The following is a 22,034-nucleotide window of genomic DNA, read 5'->3' on the forward strand; positions in this document are numbered from 1 at the left end:
CTTGCTGGCGATCGGCTGCGCAGCAGTCGTAAATCTGCAAAGTCTGTTGCACCGCATCGCCAGCAAGCTGGCTCCCACACCAACTGAGCGCACTGTAGGAGCGGATTCATCCGCGATCGGCTGCGCAGCAGTCGTAAATCTGCGGAGTCTGTTTCGCCGCATCGCCAGCAAGCTGGCTCCCACACGGGGCATCGCAACCCGCGTCCCATTCATCCGGCACATGACCGCCTTTCATATGCCAGATAAAACCCGATGGGGTAGAATGCCCCCCTTTTCCGCCAAGCCCCTTGAGGACTGCCATGTTCAGCCGTGATTTGACTCTCGCGAAGTATGACTCCGATCTGTTTGCCGCCATGGAGCAAGAAGCTCTGCGTCAGGAAGAACACATCGAGTTGATCGCCTCGGAAAACTACACCAGCCCGGCGGTCATGGAAGCTCAGGGCTCTGTGCTGACCAACAAATACGCCGAAGGCTACCCAGGCAAGCGTTACTACGGCGGCTGCGAGTACGTCGACGTGGTCGAGCAGCTGGCGATCGACCGCGCCAAGCAGCTGTTCGGCGCTGACTATGCCAACGTCCAGCCGCACGCCGGTTCGCAGGCCAACGCTGCGGTCTACCTGGCCCTGCTGCAGGGCGGCGACACCATTCTGGGCATGAGCCTGGCTCATGGTGGTCACCTGACCCACGGCGCCAGCGTCAGCTCCTCGGGCAAGCTGTACAACGCCGTCCAGTACGGCATCGATGCCAACGGCATGATCGACTACGACGAAGTCGAGCGCCTGGCCGTCGAGCACAAGCCGAAGATGATCGTTGCCGGTTTCTCCGCTTACTCACAGATCCTGGATTTCCCGCGCTTCCGCGAAATCGCTGACAAGGTCGGCGCCTACCTGTTCGTCGACATGGCTCACGTGGCCGGTCTGGTCGCCGCTGGCGTTTACCCGAACCCGGTTCCGTTCGCTGACGTCGTGACCACCACCACTCACAAGACCCTGCGCGGTCCACGTGGCGGCCTGATCCTGGCACGCGCCAACGCCGACATCGAGAAGAAGCTCAACTCCGCCGTATTCCCAGGCGCCCAGGGCGGCCCGCTGGAGCATGTGATCGCGGCCAAGGCCGTGTGCTTCAAGGAAGCGCTGCAGCCTGAATTCAAGGAATACCAGCAGCAGGTCGTGAAGAACGCCAAGGCCATGGCTTCGGTATTCATCGAGCGCGGCTTCGACGTGGTATCCGGTGGCACCGAGAACCACCTGTTCCTGCTGTCGCTGATCAAGCAGGACATCTCCGGTAAAGATGCCGACGCTGCCCTGGGCCGCGCCTACATCACCGTCAACAAGAACTCCGTGCCTAACGACCCACGCTCCCCGTTCGTGACCTCCGGCCTGCGCTTCGGTACTCCGGCCGTGACCACTCGCGGTTTCAAGGAAGCCGAGTGCAAGGAACTGGCGGGCTGGATCTGCGACATCCTGGCCGACCTGAACAACGAAGCGGTCATCGACGCCGTTCGCGAGAAGGTCAAGGCCATCTGCGCCAAGCTGCCGGTCTACAGCTGATAGCAGCGCTGGTCATACAAAAAACCCGGTTCGTCTGAACCGGGTTTTTTTATTGCCTTGGGTTTCGTCAGCCGTCCAACCCGGCTGCCCTGGCACGCGCCGCATGCAGCTTCTTGTAGCTGTCGACCAGACGCAAATGGCGATCCAGACCTTCGAGCTTCATGCTGGTCGGCGTCAGGCCGAAGAAACGTACGCTGCCGTCCACCGAACCCAGCACGGCGTCCATGCGCTCCTGACCGAACATGCGACGGAAGTTGGCCTCGAAATCGGCCAGCTCCAGTTCGTCATCCATCAGCACTTCAAGCACTACGTTCACCGCCTGATAGAACAGCCCGCGTTCCACGGTATTGTCGTTGTACTGCAAGAAGGTTTCGACCAGTTCCTTGGCCGGCTCCAGATTCTGCAACGCCAGATGGATGAGCAGTTTGAGCTCCAGAATGGTGAGCTGCCCCCAGGCCGTGTTGTCATCGAACTCGATGCCGATCAGCGTGGTGATATCGGTGTAGTCATCCAGCTCACTCTCCTCCAGACGCTCGACCAACTCCTGGAGCGCGGCGTCGTCGAGACGATGCAGGTTGAGAATATCCTCGCGGAAAAACAGGGCCTTGTTGGTGTTATCCCAGATCAGATCGTCGATCGGGTAGATCTCCGAATAATCCGGCACCAGGATGCGACATGCCTTGGCGCCAAGGTTTTCGTACACGGCCATGTAGACCTCCTTGCCCATCGCTTCGAGGATAGCGAAGAGAGTCTGCGCCTGCTCGGCGTTGGAGAGTTCACCCTTGCCGGAGAAATCCCACTCGACGAATTCGAAGTCGGCCTTGGCACTGAAAAAGCGCCACGACACCACACCGCTGGAATCGATGAAGTGCTCGACGAAGTTGTTCGGTTCGATCACGGCCTGACTCTCGAAGGTCGGCTGCGGCAGATCATTCAGACCTTCGAAGCTGCGACCCTGCAGCAACTCGGTCAGGCTGCGCTCCAGCGCCACCTCGAAATCCGGATGCGCGCCGAACGAAGCAAACACCCCGCCAGTGCGCGGGTTCATCAGGGTCACGCACATCACCGGAAACTCGCCGCCCAGCGACGCATCCTTGACCAGCACCGGGAAGCCCTGCTCTTCCAGCCCCTGAATGCCGGCCAGAATGCCGGGGTACTTGGCCAGCACTTCCTGTGGCACGTCCGGCAAGGCCAGTTCGCCTTCGAGGATTTCGCGCTTGACCGCGCGCTCGAAGATCTCCGACAGGCACTGCACCTGCGCTTCGGCCAGGGTATTGCCGGCGCTCATGCCGTTGCTCAGGTAGAGGTTTTCGATCAGGTTGGACGGGAAATACACCACCTCGCCGTCCGACTGCCGCACGAACGGCAGCGCGCAGATACCGCGCTCGGTGTTTCCGGAGTTGGTGTCGTAGAGATGCGAACCGCGCAGTTCGCCGTCGGGGTTATAGATCTCCAGGCAGTACTCATCGAGCAGCCCCGCCGGGAGCGCGTCTCGACGGCCCGGCTTGAACCAGCGCTCGTTCGGGTAATGCACGAACGCCGCATTGGCAATGTCCTCGCCCCAGAACTGATCGTTGTAGAAAAAGTTGCAGTTGAGCCGCTCGATGAACTCGCCCAGCGCCGACGCCAGGGCGCCCTCCTTGGTCGCGCCCTTGCCATTGGTGAAACACATCGGCGACTGCGCATCGCGAATATGCAGCGACCAGACGTTCGGCACGATATTGCGCCACGAAGCGATCTCGATCTTCATGCCCAGATCAGCCAGCAGACCCGACATGGTGGCGATGGTCTGCTCCAGCGGCAGATCCTTGCCGGCAATGAAGGTGCTGGCCTCGGATGCCAGACCCGGCATCAGCAAAGCCTGCGCATCGGCGTCGAGGTTTTCCACCTCTTCAATCACGAAGTCCGGCCCGGTCTGCACCACTTTCTTCACGGTGCAGCGGTCGATGGAACGCAGAATGCCCTGACGATCCTTGTCGGAAATGTCCGCCGGCAACTCCACCTGGATTCTGAAGACCTGCTTGTAGCGATCCTCGGGGTCGACGATGTTGTTCTGGGACAGACGGATGTTATCCGTGGGGATGCCCCGCGACGAGCAGTACAGCTTGACGAAGTAGGCAGCACACAAGGCTGACGAGGCCAGGAAATAATCGAAAGGCCCTGGCGCCGATCCGTCGCCCTTGTAGCGAATAGGCTGGTCCGCTATCACGGTGAAATCATCGAACTTCGCCTCAAGGCGAAGGTTGTCGAGAAAATTGACTTTGATTTCCATGATGAAACACCTGCTAGCGAGCGAAAACGGATTGGCGGCAATTATCCGGTTTTTCCGCTCGCCGTCTTGTCCTTTCGACAACCGCCATTGATGACAGCACCTGCCGTGTTATCCATTGCCATTCGCAGACATGCCCTACAGCAACGGCAAAGTCATACGCGCAACGATATGCAGCCCGTAATCGTTGAAGCCGACCATGATTCCCGTTTCCCGCCTGACCGACCAGCACGCCTGCCCTATTCCGCTACACGGCCTGACGCCGCTCGTCAGCGGCTCGCCCAGCGTGTACGTCAACGGCCTCCCGGTGGCCCGGGTTGGCGATATGTCCGGCTGCGGCGCCGTCATCGTCTCTGGCTTTCCCCACATCCTCGTCGACGGCCGCCCCATGGCCCACGTCGGCAGCCTCACCAGCCACGGCGGCGCTGTTGTCACAGGCAGCCATGACTGCACAGGCGGCATCAGCTTCAGCACGTCGAAGCTGGTGGTGGATTTCGCGAAGCTGGGCGCGGTGAGCGAGCATGGGGTTGTCGATGAAAAGCTCATGGCCGAGTTGCTGGCGGATCCTCAGTTGGAGCAGCGTGCTCGGGCGGCGGGGGCGTTGGTGAAGAGCGGCGATGCGCCCTTCCCCCGAGCCCCAAAACCCGATCTTCCTGAAATGATTGCGGTTGCGGGTAGCCAGCACGACGAAGGCAGGGGCAATAAAATGATGTTCATCGGGCAGGCTGTCCGCCAGCTGAAGGCATTCAAACACGATTACCCGGCCAGGCCTCGAACCCTGATCGTCTTCACCCCCGGCTACAGCGAAGCGATGCTCAAGGCGGCGCGAGCTTCAGCCGACCTCTATCAGGCCGTGTTCAAGACTATCAAGACCGCGGATGAGCTGATTGGCTACATCAATGTCGGCATGGATCGCCAGCGGCATCCCGTTGCGCAATTCGACCTGTTCAGTCACGGCATTCCCCTACATGTCTCGTTTGGCTATCAGTTGCAGGAAGAATCCGAAATGTCGCTGGGGCTGCACAACTTTCAACAGCTGTCTCCTGCGGCCTTCAGCCCAACCGCGAAGATCACCTCCTTCGCCTGCCAGACCGGAATGGGAAACCCTCAGGACCTGGAGATCGAAGGCGCGGTTCAACTAAAGCCAGAACTCGAAGCGAGCCTTGCGCAAAAGTTGGCAAACCATTTAAAAATTCCTGTCCATGCTTTTGTAACTCGCTCGGATTACAAGAACACATGGGGGTCTTTTACTGAAAGACGGGCGGGAAACGTGTGCGAGATAACGTCGCAAAAACTACCTGACCCCGAGCAATGTACGGACTGGAAAGATATGCTGACCCAGCGAGACATCGACAGTGCAGACGCTGGTGCGACCTACCAGATGATAGGTGCTCTTAATCCGGTCGAACCTGGTAGCACGCCTTACGGGACTTCACGAGGCCTTATCAAATTCGCGCCTCATGAATAAGATAATTTTGATCACGCACGCCTTGGCTCTAGCATTTATCCTGCTCACCCTACGCGGCCACGACTACACAACCGACTGGGGCAATGGAGTAATCACGGTAGCAGACAAGTACGTAACCTCAGGTGAGTGGGTATACGACTGCAAGCAAGTATTACTGATCAGCAGACACCCCAGAATCTTCCCCGAGAAAGTTTTTGTCAAAGAAGGACAGCTTGCTTTCGGCGCTATGTTTTTGCGTCCAGAGGTCAAAATCGTGGCAGAGCGTATTATAGAAGAAATTACCAAATCACCGGACTGGTATCGAAATCTCAATTACACCAAAAGCACCATCGATGAATATAGCAACATCGCTCATCACTATTTTGAAAAAATCATAGACTACAACTATAGCAAATGGACAATTACTGTTGCGCAGCCAGACAAAACCGAATACAAACCGACTTTCTACATTAGCGCAAAACCCTACAACGCTGAGCGACACAAGCCTCATAACGAATGGCTACAAGCAGGTAAGGAAAGCTGCTCCGAACCCCAATGATCATCGAAGCCAAATCATTGACAATCAAACCTCCATCATTGACCCTATCATTTCTTAACCATCATGAAAAAATTACTGATCATACCGCTGCTATACATATGGCTTTGCACTGGCTATTACAAAACCCGCTGGATGGAAGATAATTTCATCCATTTTTTCATCAAGAAAAGCCCCACTTTTAAAATTGGCTTTGTCAACGTTTACGCAACGGACCACGAAGACAACTGGCAGGGACAACTCGAGAAGAAGGAGCGTGAGTATGCAATAGATTTCTGCACGTACTATGTTGGTGTAAAGACAGAGATGAGAACCATGAAAGACTTCGAAGATTGCAGGGAAGTCTATTACAAGAAACGGGCTAACGCCGACTGACACTCACCTGAGCATGACGTATATCGGCTGAGCGGCACAGCATGAAGACAGGTGCGCGAATGAATATTCACACACCCCTACCAGCGCGTTTACGGGCAAGGCAGAACGCCGCTCCTGCAGCTCGCATTCAACCACCCATCCCCGCAAACCCTGCCCGTATCTTCTCCTCCGGCAGTTCATCCGCAATGAACACGATCACGCTTTCCCGCGCCTCGCCGTCCGCCCATTCGGTGTCCCAATCAAAACCGTAGAGCTTGAGCACGCCCTGGAACACCAGACGGCGGGGCTCGCCGGCGATGTTGAGCACGCCTTTGTAGCGCAGCAGTTGCTTGCCATGGTCTTCCAGCAGGTCGTTCATGAAGGCGCTGAGCTTGTCGATGTCCAGCGGCTGGTCTGTGCGCAGGACGAGGCTGGAAATCCGGTCCGTACTGTTCGCCGTGGGCGTCACGGGGCGCAGGGTCATTCCTCCGCCCAGGTCGGCGTTGAGGTTGAAGCCGCGTACGTCGAGCAATTCGGCGAGGTCGATTTTGCCGTGATCGACCACGCGGATCGGCGCGCGGCGGTTGATCCGCGAGAGACGCGCGCTCAAGGCCTCGAACGCGGCCGGCTCGACAAGATCTGTCTTGCTGACCAGCAGCCGGTCGGCAAAGCCGATCTGGGCCTGAGCGATGGTCTGGGCCAGATGGGTTTCGGCGTGAGCGGCGTCGACCAGGGTGACGATGCCGTCGAGGATATAGCGCTCGCGCAGTTCTTCATCGATGAAGAAGGTTTGTGCCACCGGAGCGGGATCGGCGAGACCGGTGCATTCGATCACCAACCGGTCGAATGCGATTTCGCCGCTGTCCAGCCGTTCGAGTAGCAGGTACAGGGCCTTGGTCAGGTCGGTGTGGATCGTGCAGCACACGCAGCCATTGGACAGCGTCATGACTTGCACCGGTTCCGCGCCCAGCAGCTGGCTGTCGATACCGGCGTCGCTGAACTCGTTTTCGATCACGGCGATTTTCAGGCCATGTTCGGCTTTAAGCAGATGACGCAGTAGCGTGGTCTTGCCCGCGCCGAGAAAGCCGGTCAGGACGGTAACGGGGATGGGTTGCAACTCGGTCATAAGGCTCCCGAAGCGGTCGCGTCTGGCGAAAATGAAAACGCGCCACAAGCAAGAGCCTGTGGCGCGCGGGTCTTACGATAACTCAGGACAAGTGGTTCAGCAGCACTTGGGGCCGGATTTGCCGCCGTATCGGGCTTCCTGGCGTTCCCGGAAGAACTCCTCGTAGCTCATCAGCGGCTTGTCCGGATGGGTGGTCTGCATGTGCTCGACATAGTTGTCGTAGTCGGGCATCCCGACCATCAGGCGCGCGGCCTGGCCGAGGTATTTCCCGAGACGACTCAGATCATTGAACATGGACAGACCCTCCCCTGATGCTCATCAAACACGCGACGCCGGTGGCATGGCCTGGAACGGCGCTTCCTTGTCGGTCCGCTCCTGCTTGCCCCAGGCCGCGATGCCAACTTTCAAGGCATAGACCAGGATGCTGAAGACGACGAACAGGAACAGCACGGTCAGGCCGGCGTTGGTGTAGGCGTTGAAGATCACATGCTGCATCTGGTCCATGGTCTTGGCCGGAGCCAGGATCTGACCGGCATCCGCCGCCGCGCTGTACTTCTTCGCCAAGGCCAGGAAGCCGACCGCCGGGTTGGAATCGAACAGCTTGATCAGGCCTGCGGTCACGGTGCAGATCAAGAGCCAAGTGGCCGGCAGGACGGTGACCCAAACGTAGCGCTGACGCTTCATCTTCACCAGCACCACGCTGGCCAGCATCAGGGCGATACCCGCCAGCATCTGGTTGGAGATACCGAACAGCGGCCACAAGGTGTTGATGCCGCCCAGCGGATCGATCACGCCCTGATAGAGCAGGTAACCCCAGAGCGCAACGCAGCCACCGGTGCCGATCACGTTGGCGGTCCAGGATTCAGTGCGCTTGAGCGCCGGCACAAAGCTGCCGAGCAAGTCCTGCAGCATGAAGCGACCGGCACGGGTACCGGCGTCAACCGCGGTCAGGATGAACAGTGCTTCAAAGAGAATCGCGAAGTGGTACCAGAACGCCATGGTGTTTTCGCCTGGCAGCGCCTGGTGCAGGATCTGCGCGATACCGACCGCCAGTGTTGGCGCACCGCCAGCACGGGCCAGGATGGTGTTTTCACCGATGTCCTTGGCAACCGCGGTCAGCTGGTCAGGCGTAATCGTGAAGCCCCAGTTGCTGACGGCTGTCGCGACTGCCACGACGTCACCGCCCACTACCGCGGCCGGGCTGTTCATGGCGAAGTACACGCCTGGCTCGATCACCGAAGCCGCAACCATTGCCATGATGGCGACGAAGGACTCCATCAGCATGCCGCCGTAACCGATGTAACGGGCGTTGACTTCGTTGTCCAGTAGCTTGGGCGTGGTGCCCGACGAGATCAGCGCGTGGAAACCCGACACCGCGCCGCAGGCGATGGTGATGAACAGGAACGGGAACAGAGTGCCTTTCCAGACCGGACCGGTGCCGTCGGTGAATTGAGTCAGGGCCGGCATTTTCAGCTCGGGCGCGAGGATCAGGATGCCGATCGCCAGCGCCACGATGGTGCCGATCTTGAGGAACGTCGACAGGTAGTCACGCGGTGCAAGCAGCAGCCATACCGGCAGCATCGCAGCGACGAAGCCGTAGCCGACCAGCATCCAGGTGATCTGCACGCCGGTGAAGGTGAACACCGGTGCCCAGGTCGGATCGGCAGCCACCGCGCCACCGACCCAGATCGAGGCCAGCAGCAGGACCACGCCGATGATGGAAATTTCGCCGATACGGCCCGGACGGATGTAGCGCATGTAGACGCCCATGAACATCGCGATCGGAATGGTCGCCATCACGGTGAACATGCCCCATGGACTCTCGGCCAGGGCCTTGACCACGATCAGCGCCAGCACCGCCAGGATGATGATCATGATCAAGAAGCAGCCGAACAGCGCGATGGTGCCGGGAATACGGCCCATTTCTTCGCGAACCATGTCGCCCAGCGAACGACCGTTACGGCGCGTGGACAGGAACAGGATCATGAAATCCTGGACTGCGCCCGCCAGTACCACGCCGGCGATCAGCCAGAGGGTGCCGGGCAGGTAGCCCATCTGCGCGGCCAGTACCGGGCCGACCAGAGGACCGGCCCCTGCGATGGCGGCGAAGTGGTGACCGAAAAGAATGTGTTTGTTGGTCGGCACATAGTCCAGACCGTCGTTGTTGACCACGGCCGGCGTCGCGCGCGACGGGTCGAGTTGCATCACATGCCTGGCGATGAACAGGCTGTAATAACGATAGGCAACCAGATAAATAGCGACCGCAGCCACTACGATCCACAAGGCGTTGATCGCCTCCCCGCGGCGCAAGGCCACGACCCCCAGGGAACACGCTCCCACAATCGCAACAATGAGCCAGGGCACATGGCGCATCAGACTATTATTATTTTTCATCTTCTTATTCCAGCTGAGTGACTAGAAGGCAGCTCTGCGAGTTTAGCCTTGTCGCAGCGAAAGGCCACCCCCCTACATTGGTCTAGAAGACGTTTCGTCGTCGGGTCGGGGAGTACAGGGCGACGCCTGGATAACGGCGTCGCAAATCTCGTGCGCCGCGCTGTTCCCTCGACGCATTCAGGTCTATCGTCGAGGGGTAAAGGTATCGAGCCAGGCCTGACCGATCCGTGCAGGCAGCCGCCCCCTGGAGAGTCTATCGATGAGCGCCCCCCATGCAGAACGTCGCCGTTTCAAACGCATCGCCTTCGATGCCCGGACCGAACTCAATCAGGGCGACCAGCATTGGAAAGTGCAGCTGGTCGACCTCTCGCTTAAAGGATTGCTGATCCAGCGGCCGGAACCCTGGACCGGTGACCCGGACGCGGACTTCATGGTCGACATCCACCTCAGCCCGGATGCCCATGTGAAGATGGACGTGAAGCTGATGCACGACGACCATCAGCAACTGGGCTTCGCCTGCGAGCATATCGGCCTGGAGTCGATCAGCCACCTCAAGCGCCTGATCGAACTGAACCTGGCCGACCATGACGAGCTGGATCGAGAGCTGGCGGCGCTGATTGAGGTTTGAGCTAACGCGCCCGGCCGTTTTGCGAGCGCTTCGCACTCGGTCGCGAGCTCCGCTCCCTCCCACAGGATTTCGGTCGTCCGTGGGAGGGAGCTTGCTCGCGACGAAGATAGCGCGGTCTGTCAGGCACATCGCATCGTCAGCAAAATGGATCGCCGCCGCTGGCTGCTACTCGAACAACGCATCCAGCGCCTGTTCGAGGCGGGTCACGGCGATGATCTGCAGGCCATTGGGCGATTCCTTGGGGGCATTGGCCTTGGGCACGATGGCGCGTTTGAAGCCGTGCTTGGCCGCCTCCTTCAGTCGCTCCTGCCCGCTGGGCACCGGCCGGACCTCGCCGGACAGCCCTACTTCGCCAAACACCAACAGATCGTGAGGTAATGGCCGGTTGCGCAGGCTGGACATGACCGCCGCCATCAGTGCCAGGTCGGACGCGGTTTCCAGTACCTTGACGCCGCCGACCACATTGAGAAAGACGTCCTGGTCGTGGGTCGGAATTCCACCATGGCGATGCAACACCGCAAGCAGCATTGCCAGCCGGTTCTGGTCCAGCCCCAGTGTGACCCGACGCGGGTTGGACATATGACTGTCGTCCACCAGCGCCTGAACTTCCACCAGCATCGGCCGGGTGCCTTCCCAAGTCGCCATGACCACGCTGCCCGGCACTTCTTCCTGCGCTCGCGTCAGAAAAATCGCCGACGGGTTGGACACTTCCTTCAGCCCCTTGTCGGTCATGCCGAAGACGCCTAGCTCGTTGACCGCGCCGAAACGGTTTTTCACCGCGCGCAACAGACGCAGTCGACCGTCGGATTCGCCTTCGAAGTAGAGAACGGTGTCCACCATGTGTTCGAGGACGCGAGGGCCGGCGAGCGCGCCTTCCTTGGTGACATGCCCGACCAGGAAGATCGCGGTCCCGCTCTGCTTGGCGTAGCGTACGAGCAAGGCAGCGCTTTCACGCACCTGTGCCACGCCACCGGGCGCAGACTGCAACTGCTCGGTGAAAATGGTCTGGATCGAGTCGATCACCATCACCTTGGGCTGCTCGACCCGCGCCGTGGCGATGATGGATTCGATGCAGGTTTCGGTCATCACCCGCAACTTGTCCTGCGGCAGGCCCAGTCGCCGGGCGCGCATCGCTACCTGCTGCTGGGATTCCTCGCCCGTCACGTACAGGGCAGGCATGCGTTCGGCGACGTTGCACAGGGTCTGCAACAGAATCGTGGACTTGCCGATGCCCGGATCGCCGCCGATCAGCACGACGGAGCCGTCCACCAGACCGCCACCCAGCACGCGATCCAGCTCGGCGGACTTGGTGGAGAATCGTGGAATTTCCTCGACGCTGACTTCGGCCAGCGTCTTGATCTGCGCCTGCGCCCCGGCCCAGCCGGTGCGGCCGCTGGGCGCCGCGGGCGCGCCAGCCTCGATCACGGTTTCGACCAGCGTGTTCCAAGCGCCGCAGTCGGCGCATTGTCCGGCCCATTTGGGAAAGGTCGCGCCGCACTCGGTGCAACCGTACAAGCGTTTGGCCTTGGCCATGACAACCCCAGCGTAAAAGCCGCCATGATAACGCAGATAGCCGATGCGCCGGCCGCTCATGAATTCCGGTTTTTACCGTTCCGATAAAACTTAACCGGCCGTCCCCGGTCGATTTAACGTGCATCCGGCGCAGCCCGCGCCCGTGTCTTAAACTGCACGAGATCAATTCATCCGTAACAAGGAATGCCCCATGAGCGTACTCAGCGAATTCAAAGCCTTTGCCGTCAAAGGTAACGTGGTCGATATGGCCGTCGGTATCATCATTGGCGCAGCATTCGGCAAGATCGTTTCGTCGTTCGTCGGCGACGTCATCATGCCGCCCCTGGGGCTGCTGATCGGTGGCGTGGATTTCAGCGATCTGGCGATCACCCTGCGCGCCGCTCAAGGTGACACACCGGCCGTGCTGCTGGCTTACGGCAAGTTCATCCAGACCGTGGTCGACTTTCTGATCGTCGCCTTTGCGATTTTCATGGGCGTGAAAGCCATCAACCGTCTCAAGCATGAACAGGCCAAGGCGCCCGCCGCACCAGCAGCGCCCTCCAAGCAGGAAGTGCTGCTGGGCGAGATCCGCGATCTGCTCAAGGAACAGCACAAGCCCAGCGAGCCGGTGACCGTCGATCCGAAGCATCCGCTGTAACCGGTAGCGCCCGCGGATTCACCAATAGGTTTCTACCGCGATCTGCCCGGGCTTGCGCGACAGCGCCAATCTCATGTCACGCTGTTTGAGCACGGCCCGGGTGTCATCCACCATCTGTGGATTCCCACACAGCATCACCCGCGAATGTTCGGGGGTCAGCGTCACACCCGCCGCCCGCTCAAGCTCGCCGTTCTCGATCAGATGCGTAATCCGGCCACTGAGTGCGCCCGGGTAATTTTCACGCGTTACGACAGGCAGAAACAGAAACTTGTGTGCGTACTCGGCCAGATAGTCGCGTCGGGTCAGCTCGGCGATCAGTTCCTGATACGCCAGTTCTTTGGCCTCGCGCACGCTGTAGACCAGAATGATGCGTTCGAATTTTTCCCAGGCCTCGAAGTCCTGAAGGATGGACAGGAAGGGCGCGACGCCCGTGCCGGTGGACAGCAACCAGAGATCGCGGCCATCGACGAAGCGATCCAGAGTCAGGTAGCCGAACGCTTGCTTCTCGACCAGCAGGCTGTCGCCCTCGCGGAGTCGGCTCAGCTCACTGGTGAACTCGCCATCGGGCACCACGATGGAAAAGAACTCCAGGAATTCGTCGTAGGGCGAAGACACCATCGAGTACGCGCGCCATACGGTAGAGCCGTCCGCCTTGGTAACCCCCAGACGCGCAAATTGCCCCGCCCGGAAGCGAAACCCCGGATCCCGCGTCGCGCGCAGGGTGAACAGATTGGGCGTCAGCGGTGTTACGCGCTGCAATGTCTGTCGAGTGAACTTGTCTTCGCTGACGGTCATGGCCTGTCTCTGGCTCCTGAGAATGAAAAGCCCGACCAGTTTCCCGCAAACCACGTCCGATAAACACCACTGGTTTGTAGTGGCTTGTCTCGTCCGCGCAAATCGACAGTTAGAGTATTTGGTTCTGGTCTTTACCAGCTTGTATTACCAATCTGACATATCTGCTTCGTCACAACCCCGCTGGCAGGCCGTTTCAGCGCTTTCATGCATATTCGCGTGCAGAAATGCCAGCACCCCTTCCGTCTAGATGCAAATTCACCGTCAGATTCCCGATCTATTTTTTGGGGTGGGAGCCCTTACGTCAGCTCGCCATCAAAGGTATGGAGGCGATCATGGAACACATGGAAAGCAGGACACTTCGCTCACTCAAACCCAATAACCTCACCCGACGCGAAATCGAAATACTCAAATGGTCAGCGGAGGGCAAGACAGCAGGAGACATTGCACTCATTCTTTGCCTCAAGGAACGCACCATTCATTTCCATATCGCCAGTGCGATTCAGAAAATGGGCGTTTGCAACAAGACTGCAGCGGTAGTGCAGGCCGCGCTGCATGGAATGTTCTGAGCCACGGATCCGAACTGGCAACACGGCAGGTGCGAAAGGCGAAAAGCACGTAGAATCCCCGCTTTCAGCCAGGCCCCGAGGGGCCGGCGATTCACGTTCCGATTGTCCAGAGTTTGCCTGCCCATGCCCCAGCTCATCAGCCCGTTCGCTCAACTCGATCTCATACGCCAGCCCGAGCAGCAAGACGAGCCTCTGCAAGCATTCGACGCGGCCGACGAGTACCTGCTCGACCATGTGGCGCAAACCGGCCTGACCCTGCAGACACGCGTGCTGGTACTCAATGACAGCTTCGGCGCGCTGGCGGCCAGCCTTGCCCGGCATGCGACCGTGATCAGCAGCACTGATTCGTACCTGGCCGCCCAGGGACTGGAAAAGAACCTGGCCCGCAACGGCATGCCCTATGACGCCGTGCCGCTGATTCCGGCCAGCGCGCCCTTGACCGGCCCGTTCGACTGGGTGCTGATCCGTGTTCCGAAAACCCTCGCGCTGCTCGAAGAACAGCTGATTCGCCTGCAGGGTCAGCTGGCGCCGGGCGCCCGCGTGGTCGCGGCGGCCATGGTCAAGCATCTGCCACGCTCGGCCGGCGACTTGCTGGAAACTTATATCGGCCCGGTGCAGGCATCGCTGGCCGTCAAGAAAGCGCGCCTGCTGTTCGCGACGCCGCAACCCCACGAGCCATTCGAGTCGCCTTATCCGACCCGTTATCGGCTGGACCAACCCGCCATCGAACTGATCAACCATGCCAATGTGTTTTGCCGCGAAGGTCTGGATATCGGGACGCGTGCGTTTCTTCCCTGGTTGCCAAAAGGGCTGGGCGCGGCGCGAGTCGCCGATCTGGGATGCGGCAACGGCGTGCTGGCGATCGCCAGCGCCCTGGACAACCCCGAGGCACAGTACACGCTGGTGGACGAATCGTTCATGGCCGTCCAGTCCGCCGCTTCGAACTGGCAGGCCGCGCTGGGCGAGCGCCCCGTGACGATCCATGCCGGCGACGGTCTGGCTGCCCAGGAACCCGATTCGCTCGACGTGGTGCTGTGCAATCCACCGTTCCACCAGCAACAGGTGGTCGGCGATTTCCTGGCCTGGCGCATGTTTCTCCAGGCTCGAACGGCGCTGGTCACCGGCGGCGCGCTGTACATCGTCGGTAACCGGCACCTGGGTTACCACAGCAAGCTCGCGCGCCTGTTCCGCGGCGTCGAGCAAGTGGCGGCCACGCCCAAGTTCGTGATTCTCAAGGCCCGCAAATAGCCCGTCACACGGGCAAAAAAAACCCTCCATGAGGAGGGTCGAAATACCGCGTTCGAAAACACGGATGGGATTTTTCGCGGGTCAGTGCGTCGTCAGACCCGCGGCGTTCATGAACATGCGCAGCAGGCTGGCGACGATGAACAGCGCGAACACGCTGCCGGCCCAGATGCCCGCCAGCCAGGCGAGACGCTGCCACAGCGGCTTGCTCATTGCCGGATCCGGCTCGTCGTGCATGGATTTCTTGCCTGTCATCGCCAACCTCCTCTGCCTGGACTAGTGATAACCGTCTTCAGTGGTCACCTTGCCGCGGAACACGTAGTAGCTCCAGTAGGTGTACCCCAGGATGAACGGCAGGATGAACAGCGTGCCGACCAGCATGAAACCCTGGCTTTGCGGTGGCGACGCAGCAGCCCAGATCGACACCGACGGCGGAATGATGTTCGGCCACAGGCTGATGCCCAGACCGCTGTAACCCAGGAAGATCAGCAGCAGGGTCAGCAGGAACGGCGTGTAATGCGCATTGCGGGCCACCGCCTTGATCAGGCCGTACAGGGTAACCAGTACCAGAATCGGCACCGGCAGGAACCAGATCAGGTTCGGCATGCTGAACCAGCGGTCGGCGATTTCCGGATGCGCCAGCGGCGTCCAGAGGCTGACGATGCCGATCACCGCCAGCAGCACCAGCGCGAGCGGGCGTGCCAGATCGTGCATGGCTTTCTGCAACGAACCTTCGGTTTTCATGATCAACCAGGTGCAGCCCAGCAACGCATAGGCCACGACCAGCGCTACACCGCAGAACATCGGAAATGGCGCCAGCCAGTCCAGCGAACCACCGGCGAACTGACGGTTCTCGACCGGAATGCCATCGATGAACGCGCCCAGTGCCACGCCCTGGAAGAAGGTCGCCGCAATCGAGCCGCCGATGAACGCCTTGTCCCACAGGTGACGCTTGTGTTCGCGCGCTTTGAAGCGGAACTCGAACGCCACGCCACGGAAGATCAGCCCCATCAACATCAGAATCAGAGGCATGTACAAGGCCGACAGCACGACCGAATAGGCCATCGGGAAGGCACCGAACAACCCGGCGCCACCCAGTACCAGCCAGGTTTCGTTACCGTCCCAGACCGGCGCGACGGTGTTCATCATCACGTCGCGGTCGTGGCTCTCTTTCATGAACGGGAAGAGAATCCCGATGCCCAGGTCGAAGCCGTCCATCACCACGTACATCATGATGCCGAAGATGATGATCACGGCCCAGATCAGCGGAAGATCGATACCCATGACTCAGTTCCCCTTGCTCAGGCGGTCAAGTTCGTCACCCTCTTCCGAGCCTTCGACGGCTGCGGAAAGCGGACGGGCCGGTGTACGTTTCTGGCCAGGGCCGCCATGCGGCTTGTGCTCGACATAGGCCTGAGGACCTTTGCGAACCAGACGCATCATGTAGCTGAGGCCAGCGCCGAACAGCACGAAGTAGACGACCACGAACAGCACCAGGGTGATACCCAGCTGCGTCGCGCTATGGCCGGAATCGGCGTTGGCAGTGCGCATCAGGCCGTACACGACCCAGGGCTGACGGCCGATTTCAGTGGTGAACCAGCCGGCGAGAATCGCGATCAGGCCGGACGGCCCCATCCACAATGCCAGATACAGGAACGGCCGCGACTGATACAGCGCGTCGCGCTTGCGCAGCCAGAGACTCCACAGACCGGTCAGAATCATCAGCATGCCCATGGCGACCATGACCCGGAACGACCAGAACACGATGGTCGAGTTCGGACGGTCTTCAGGCTTGAACTCCTTGAGCGCCGGGACCTGCTTGTCGATGCTGTGAGTCAGGATCAGGCTGCCCAGGTACGGAATCTCGATTGCGTATTTGGTCCGCTCCTCCTTCATGTCGGGGATGCCGAACAGGATCAGCGGAGTCGGCTCATTACCGACGTTTTCCCAATGGCCCTCGATCGCGGCGATTTTCGCCGGCTGATGCTTGAGGGTGTTCAAGCCATGGAAGTCGCCGACGATGGCCTGGATCGGAGCGACCAGCAGCGCCATCCACATGGCCATCGACAGCATCTTGCGGATCGCCGGCGTATCGCGACCGCGCAGCAAGTGCCAGGCGGCCGACGAGCCAACGAAGAACGCGGTCGCCACGAACGCCGCAATCGCCATGTGGGCGAGGCGGTACGGGAACGAGGGGTTGAAGACGACAGCGAACCAGTCGACCGGAATGACCCGGCCATCGACGATTTCATAGCCCTGGGGCGTCTGCATCCAGCTATTGGACGACAGGATCCAGAAGGTAGAAATCAGGGTGCCGATGGCGACCATGACGGTCGAGAAAAAGTGCAGGTTGCGGCCCACGCGGTTCCAGCCGAACAGCATCACGCCCAGGAAGCCTGCTTCGAGGAAGAATGCCGTCAGCACTTCATACGTGAGCAACGGCCCGGTGATAGCACCGGCAAAGTCGGAAAAGCGGCTCCAGTTGGTGCCGAACTGATAGGCCATGACCAACCCGGATACCACACCCATGCCGAAGTTGACGGCAAAGATCTTGGACCAGAAATGGTAAAGGTCACGGTAGACGTCTTCGCGAGTTTTCAGCCACAGGCCTTCGAGCACAGCCAGGTAACTTGCCAGACCGATGGTGATGGCAGGAAACAGGATGTGAAACGAAATCGTGAATGCGAACTGAATTCGGGCGAGATCGATAGCCTCCAAACCGAACATAAGTGTTCCTCTCTCAGGTGAAACCGGCTAGTTGGCCTGCGAGACCAATAGTGAATACCCCCACGGTATGGAGTACCAATATTTCGGATTGTTCTCGTTATCTTTAGCCAGCAGGACCGTCGGCTCACAGCCCTCGATGCAACGTTTTGATCCAGGTCAGCCGACGCTGAAAGATTAGTCCTGTTTGGGCACATTGGGCGTGTGGTCTTTTGTCGCGTGGCGACTTGCCTCACCCGCGGTTCAGAGCCGCGGGCTTGGCAGCTGCCCGTAGGAGCCAGCTTGCTGGCGAGCTGTCGCGAAGCGGCAGCAAATTAGACGAAGCGATGGTCAGGCAAATACGCGTCATCGTTTATCGCCAGCGAGCTGGCTCCTACGGGTTCGGTCACAGCAGCTTGTCGAGGGTAATTGGGAACTCTCGCACCCGCTTGCCGGTGGCGTGATAGATCGCATTGGCAATCGCGGCGGCAACGCCGACGATGCCGATCTCGCCCACCCCCTTGGAACCCAGCGCATTGACGATCTCGTCATGTTCTTCAACAAACAGCACATCAATGTCGCCAATGTCGGCGTTCACCGGAATGTGGTACTCGGCCAGGTTGTGGTTCATCGGCCGGCCCAGGTCATGGTCCAGCAGTGCTTCTTCCTGCAACGCCATGCCGATCCCCCAGACCACTCCGCCGAGGATCTGGCTGCCGGCAGTCTTGGGATTGACGATGCGGCCCGCCGCTACTGCGTTGACCACCCGATTGACGCGGATGGTGCCCAAGTCTTCGTCCACCAGCACCTCGACGAACACCGCGGAATGGGTCGCTGTGGCGTAGGCGTCGCGCTTCTTGTCCGGTTCGGCATCGACCTGAACCTCGATCACGCCATGCTCACCGGTCGCGGCCAGCTCTCCCAGTGAAACGGCCTGGTCGGCAAAATGCAGGTAACCCGCTTCGAAGCGAGCCTGATCCGGCGTAGCCGAGGCGAACGCGGGATGACGCTCTCTGGCGATTTCCAGCAATTGGCGCTGGAGCGCCTCGCAGGCCTGCTGCACCGCCGTGCCGACCGACGACACAGTGAACGAACCGCCCTGCAACGGCGCGGTGGGCAGCGAAGAGTCACCCAGCAGGAAGGTGACGTTTTCCAGCTCGACACCCGCCGACTCTGCCGCAATCTGCGTCATGACGGTGTAGGTGCCGGTGCCGATATCGGTCGTGGCGCTGCTCACCACCAGCTTGCCCTGCGCGTCGATGCGAGCCCTGGCACTGGCCTTGTTCTGCATCGCCTCCCACACGCCGCCCGCCATGCCCCAGCCGACTAGCTGCCGGCCTTCACGCATGCTGCGCGGCTCGGGGTTACGGCGTTCCCAGCCGAAACGCTCGGCGCCCTGGCGATAGCATTCCAGCAGTTCCTTGCTGGAATAAGGCTTGTCTTCGTTACCGTTGCGCTCGGCGAAATTGATCACGCGCAGCCGCACCGGATCGATGGCCACGGCGCAGGCCAGTTCATCCATCGCACATTCCAGGCCGATCATGCCAAGCGCAGCGCCCGGCGCGCGCATGTCCAGCGGGGTATAGACGTCCAGCGGCACCAGTTTATAGCCCAGTTTGACGTTGTCGCACTGGTAGAGCATGCCGCTCCATTCCACGACGTGCTCGGTGAAGTCTTCGAAACGGGATGTCTGGCCGATGGCTTCATGCCCGACCGCCAGCAGCCGGCCATTGGCCGCAGCTCCCAGCCGCAGATGCTGGAGGGTGCGCGGGCGGTAGCCGAAGGTGAACATCTGTTGGCGGGTCAGAGTCACGCGCACCGAACGCTTGAGCTGCAGCGCGGCCATCACTGCCAGCGGCAACTGGTATTGCGGACGCAAGCCCGAGCCAAAGGCACCGCCCACAAATGCTGCCTGCACGCGAATCTTGTCCTTTTCCAGGCCAAAGACCTTGTGCAGGTAGTCCTGACAGTTCTGGGTGCCTTGGGTCTTGTCATGGATATTGAGACTGCCGTCGGCCTGATAAAGAACGGTCGAGGCGTGCGGCTCCATGGGATTGTGGTATTCACTGGGCGTGCTGTAGGTGACATCGACGCTCAACGCCGAACTCGCCAGCTCCGCCTCGAAATTGCCACGCGGCTCGGGCAGCTCGGCCGGCGCCTCGTGAGCCTGTTCCAGCATCGAAGCCAGGTCGGTTTCGTGCGGGTTCTGCTCGTACTCGATTCGTACCAGCGAGCCAGCATGCCGCGCCAGCTCCAGCGTTTCAGCCACCACCAGCGCCAGCGGCTGGCCGCTGTACAGCACCTTGTCGTTATAGAAAGGACGGAACGGCGAGCCGTCCGCCGAGTCGGCATCTTCGTAGCTTTCGTCATAACTGGCGACGGGCGGCCGGTTGGTATGGTCCAGAACCGCGATCACGCCGGGCACCTTGAGCGCTTCGCCGGTATCGATGCTGACCACTCGGCCACTGGCAATGCTGCTGGACACAACGCTGCCGTGCAGCAGGCCATCCTCGGGATATTCGCCGGCGTAGCGCGCTTCGCCGGTAACCTTGGCCTTGCCGTCGACGCGGTCGACTGGCTTGCCGATGGGGGAAAAGAGCGTATTCATCAGGCGACACCTCCGGTAGCGGCGTCGCTCAGGGCGCGAATGATCGCCCGACGTGCCAGTTTGACCTTGAATGCGTTGTGCTCCAGCGGCTGGGCATCGGCCAGCATGGCATCGGCGGCCTCGGCGAAGTGCTCGCGGGTCGCGGGCTTGCCAATCAGCAGCCGCTCGACCGCCTTGTCGCGCCAGGGCTTGTGGGCCACCCCGCCAAGCGCAATGCGAGCGTCACGCACTACACCGCCGTCCAGTTCCAGCGCTGCCGCAACCGACACCAGAGCAAAAGCGTAGGACGCACGATCGCGAATCTTCAGATAGTTGCTGTGGCTGGCAAAACCCGCCGCAGGCAGTTCAATGCCCGTGATGAGTTCGTCGTCGGCCAGCAAATTGTCGCGTTCAGGTGTATCGCCGGGCAGCCTGTGGAAATCGGCGAACTCGATGCTGCGCCGGCCTCCTCGGCCTTCGACGTGCACCACGGCTTCCAGCGCCGCGAGCGCCACGCACATGTCGGACGGATGAGTGGCGACACATTGATCACTGGCGCCGAGGATCGCATGGATTCGGTTCACACCTTCCCGCGCCGGGCAGCCCGTACCGGGCTCGCGTTTGTTGCACGGCACCTTCGAGTCGTAGAAGTAGTAGCAGCGGGTGCGTTGCAGCAGATTGCCGCCAGTGCTGGCCATGTTGCGCAGCTGTGGGGAAGCGCCAGCCAGCAGTGCCTGGCTGAGCAAGGGGTAACGCTGTTCAATCAGCGGATGCCAGGCCAGGTCCGCGTTGCTGACCAGCGCGCCGATCATCAGGCCGCCATTGGCGGTTTCAGTGATGTCCTTGAGCGGCAGACCGGTGATGTCGATCAGATGTTCAGGTCGGGCCACGTTTTCCTTCATCAGGTCCAGCAGGTTGGTGCCGCCGGCGATGAAGCGCGTGGCAGGTCCGGACAAGTGAATCGCGGCCGCCACGTCCGCCGGTTTGCTGTAGGCGAAGGGATTCATGGGGTCACCTCCGTCTTGCGCGCGGCATCGTGGAATTGCGGCAACGCCTCTTCGACGGCCGCCAGAATGTTGCTGTAGGCACCGCAGCGGCACAGATTACCGCTCATCAGTTCCTGAATCTCGGCGCGGCTGTTGGCGCGGCCTTCGTTGGCCAGGCCAACAGCCGAGCAGATCTGCCCCGGCGTGCAGTAGCCGCACTGGAAGGCATCGTGCTTGATGAACGCCTGCTGCATCGGGTGCAACTGGTCGCCGTCAGCCAGGCCTTCGATGGTGGTCACTTCAGCGCCGTCGCACATGATCGCCAGGGTCAGACAGGCATTGATGCGCTTGCCGTCGCGCAGTACGGTACAGGCGCCGCACTGGCCGTGGTCGCAGCCTTTCTTGGTGCCGACCAGGTCCAGACGGTCGCGCAACAGGTCGAGCAGTGTGGTCCAGGGCTGGACGGTGATTTGGCGTGGCTGCCCGTTGAGGGTCAGCGAAATCGCATGGCCTGCGAGATCCTTCGGGTTCTGGGTCGTTGCACTCATGGAAACCTCACGGTAGGTACTCATCCAGCGCATTCATATGCGTCTTGGGGGTACGACTTCCCGGGGTTTCCATCGTTCAGGGTTTATGGATGAGCGCGAGGCCGATCGCG

19 protein-coding genes are annotated in these 22,034 nt (G+C 60.4%); 7 read left to right on the forward strand and 12 right to left on the reverse strand.

Going from position 1 to position 22,034, the window contains the following annotated elements:
* The first annotated feature begins 299 nt into the window (after positions 1-299).
* Positions 300-1,550 (forward strand): serine hydroxymethyltransferase, encoded by a 1,251-nt coding sequence (gene glyA / locus TRP66_RS10685; RefSeq protein WP_333401622.1) that lies wholly within the window; start codon positions 300-302, stop codon positions 1,548-1,550.
* A 67-nt stretch (positions 1,551-1,617) separates the two neighbouring features.
* On the opposite strand, the gene TRP66_RS10690 is transcribed toward glyA, so the two are convergent.
* On the reverse strand, positions 1,618-3,822 hold the full coding sequence (locus tag TRP66_RS10690; protein ID WP_333401623.1) for an OsmC domain/YcaO domain-containing protein: 2,205 nt from the start codon (positions 3,820-3,822) through the stop codon (positions 1,618-1,620).
* Between the two features lie 196 nt (positions 3,823-4,018).
* Between TRP66_RS10690 and TRP66_RS10695 the strand changes: the two genes are divergently transcribed.
* Positions 4,019-5,287 (forward strand): PAAR domain-containing protein, encoded by a 1,269-nt coding sequence (locus TRP66_RS10695; RefSeq protein WP_333401624.1) that lies wholly within the window; start codon positions 4,019-4,021, stop codon positions 5,285-5,287.
* Positions 5,280-5,825, forward strand: coding sequence for a hypothetical protein (locus tag TRP66_RS10700; protein WP_333401625.1), 546 nt, complete (start codon positions 5,280-5,282; stop codon positions 5,823-5,825). Before TRP66_RS10695 ends, TRP66_RS10700 begins: the two co-directional genes overlap by 8 nt.
* A 499-nt stretch (positions 5,826-6,324) precedes the next feature.
* Here the strand turns inward: TRP66_RS10700 and yjiA are convergent, their stop codons facing one another.
* The 3 genes from yjiA to TRP66_RS10715 form a co-directional block, all read right to left on the reverse strand.
* A complete protein-coding gene (gene yjiA / locus TRP66_RS10705) occupies positions 6,325-7,302 on the reverse strand; it encodes a GTPase (protein WP_333401626.1) in 978 nt (325 codons plus the stop codon).
* 96 nt (positions 7,303-7,398) lie between these two features.
* A complete protein-coding gene (locus TRP66_RS10710) occupies positions 7,399-7,596 on the reverse strand; it encodes a YbdD/YjiX family protein (protein WP_333401627.1) in 198 nt (65 codons plus the stop codon).
* Positions 7,597-7,620: 24 nt separating this feature from the next.
* Positions 7,621-9,696, reverse strand: coding sequence for a carbon starvation CstA family protein (locus TRP66_RS10715; RefSeq protein WP_333401628.1), 2,076 nt, complete (start codon positions 9,694-9,696; stop codon positions 7,621-7,623).
* A 259-nt stretch (positions 9,697-9,955) separates the two neighbouring features.
* On the opposite strand from TRP66_RS10715, the gene TRP66_RS10720 reads away from it, so the two are divergent.
* Complete coding sequence (locus TRP66_RS10720) at positions 9,956-10,324, forward strand: PilZ domain-containing protein (protein WP_333401629.1); 369 nt, start codon at positions 9,956-9,958, stop codon at positions 10,322-10,324.
* A gap of 165 nt (positions 10,325-10,489) precedes the next feature.
* Here the strand turns inward: TRP66_RS10720 and radA are convergent, their stop codons facing one another.
* A complete protein-coding gene (gene radA, locus TRP66_RS10725; RefSeq protein ID WP_333401630.1) occupies positions 10,490-11,857 on the reverse strand; it encodes a DNA repair protein RadA in 1,368 nt (455 codons plus the stop codon).
* 190 nt (positions 11,858-12,047) lie between these two features.
* On the opposite strand from radA, the gene mscL reads away from it, so the two are divergent.
* Positions 12,048-12,494: a large-conductance mechanosensitive channel protein MscL gene (gene mscL, locus TRP66_RS10730; RefSeq protein WP_333401631.1), complete on the forward strand. Its 447-nt coding sequence runs from the start codon at positions 12,048-12,050 to the stop codon at positions 12,492-12,494.
* 18 nt (positions 12,495-12,512) lie between these two features.
* Here the strand turns inward: mscL and TRP66_RS10735 are convergent, their stop codons facing one another.
* Positions 12,513-13,289: a ferredoxin--NADP reductase gene (locus TRP66_RS10735; protein WP_333401632.1), complete on the reverse strand. Its 777-nt coding sequence runs from the start codon at positions 13,287-13,289 to the stop codon at positions 12,513-12,515.
* A 332-nt stretch (positions 13,290-13,621) separates the two neighbouring features.
* Between TRP66_RS10735 and TRP66_RS10740 the strand changes: the two genes are divergently transcribed.
* Positions 13,622-13,855, forward strand: coding sequence for a response regulator transcription factor (locus TRP66_RS10740; RefSeq protein ID WP_333401633.1), 234 nt, complete (start codon positions 13,622-13,624; stop codon positions 13,853-13,855).
* Between the two features lie 123 nt (positions 13,856-13,978).
* A complete protein-coding gene (locus tag TRP66_RS10745; protein ID WP_333401634.1) occupies positions 13,979-15,103 on the forward strand; it encodes a methyltransferase in 1,125 nt (374 codons plus the stop codon).
* Positions 15,104-15,184: 81 nt separating this feature from the next.
* Here TRP66_RS10745 and TRP66_RS10750 read toward each other — a convergent pair whose 3' ends face one another.
* The 6 genes from TRP66_RS10750 to TRP66_RS10775 all read right to left on the reverse strand — a co-directional run bounded on the left by TRP66_RS10750 (position 15,185) and on the right by TRP66_RS10775 (position 21,924).
* The gene (locus TRP66_RS10750; RefSeq protein ID WP_333401635.1) at positions 15,185-15,355 is read right to left on the reverse strand and encodes a DUF2474 domain-containing protein; all 171 of its coding nucleotides are present in this window, start codon (positions 15,353-15,355) and stop codon (positions 15,185-15,187) included.
* A gap of 21 nt (positions 15,356-15,376) precedes the next feature.
* Entirely contained in the window at positions 15,377-16,384 is a 1,008-nt protein-coding gene (gene cydB / locus TRP66_RS10755; RefSeq protein WP_333401636.1) for a cytochrome d ubiquinol oxidase subunit II, read from the reverse strand.
* A gap of 3 nt (positions 16,385-16,387) precedes the next feature.
* Complete coding sequence (locus tag TRP66_RS10760) at positions 16,388-17,827, reverse strand: cytochrome ubiquinol oxidase subunit I (protein WP_333401637.1); 1,440 nt, start codon at positions 17,825-17,827, stop codon at positions 16,388-16,390.
* Positions 17,828-18,209: 382 nt separating this feature from the next.
* The gene (locus TRP66_RS10765) at positions 18,210-20,411 is read right to left on the reverse strand and encodes a xanthine dehydrogenase family protein molybdopterin-binding subunit (protein ID WP_333401638.1); all 2,202 of its coding nucleotides are present in this window, start codon (positions 20,409-20,411) and stop codon (positions 18,210-18,212) included.
* A complete protein-coding gene (locus TRP66_RS10770) occupies positions 20,411-21,397 on the reverse strand; it encodes an FAD binding domain-containing protein (RefSeq protein ID WP_333401639.1) in 987 nt (328 codons plus the stop codon). Before TRP66_RS10770 ends, TRP66_RS10765 begins: the two co-directional genes overlap by 1 nt.
* Positions 21,394-21,924: a (2Fe-2S)-binding protein gene (locus TRP66_RS10775; RefSeq protein WP_333401760.1), complete on the reverse strand. Its 531-nt coding sequence runs from the start codon at positions 21,922-21,924 to the stop codon at positions 21,394-21,396. Before TRP66_RS10775 ends, TRP66_RS10770 begins: the two co-directional genes overlap by 4 nt.
* Between the last annotated feature and the right edge of the window lie 110 nt (positions 21,925-22,034).

It is taken from the genome of Pseudomonas sp. JDS28PS106 (assembly GCF_036706555.1).
Lineage (GTDB): Bacteria > Pseudomonadota > Gammaproteobacteria > Pseudomonadales > Pseudomonadaceae > Aquipseudomonas.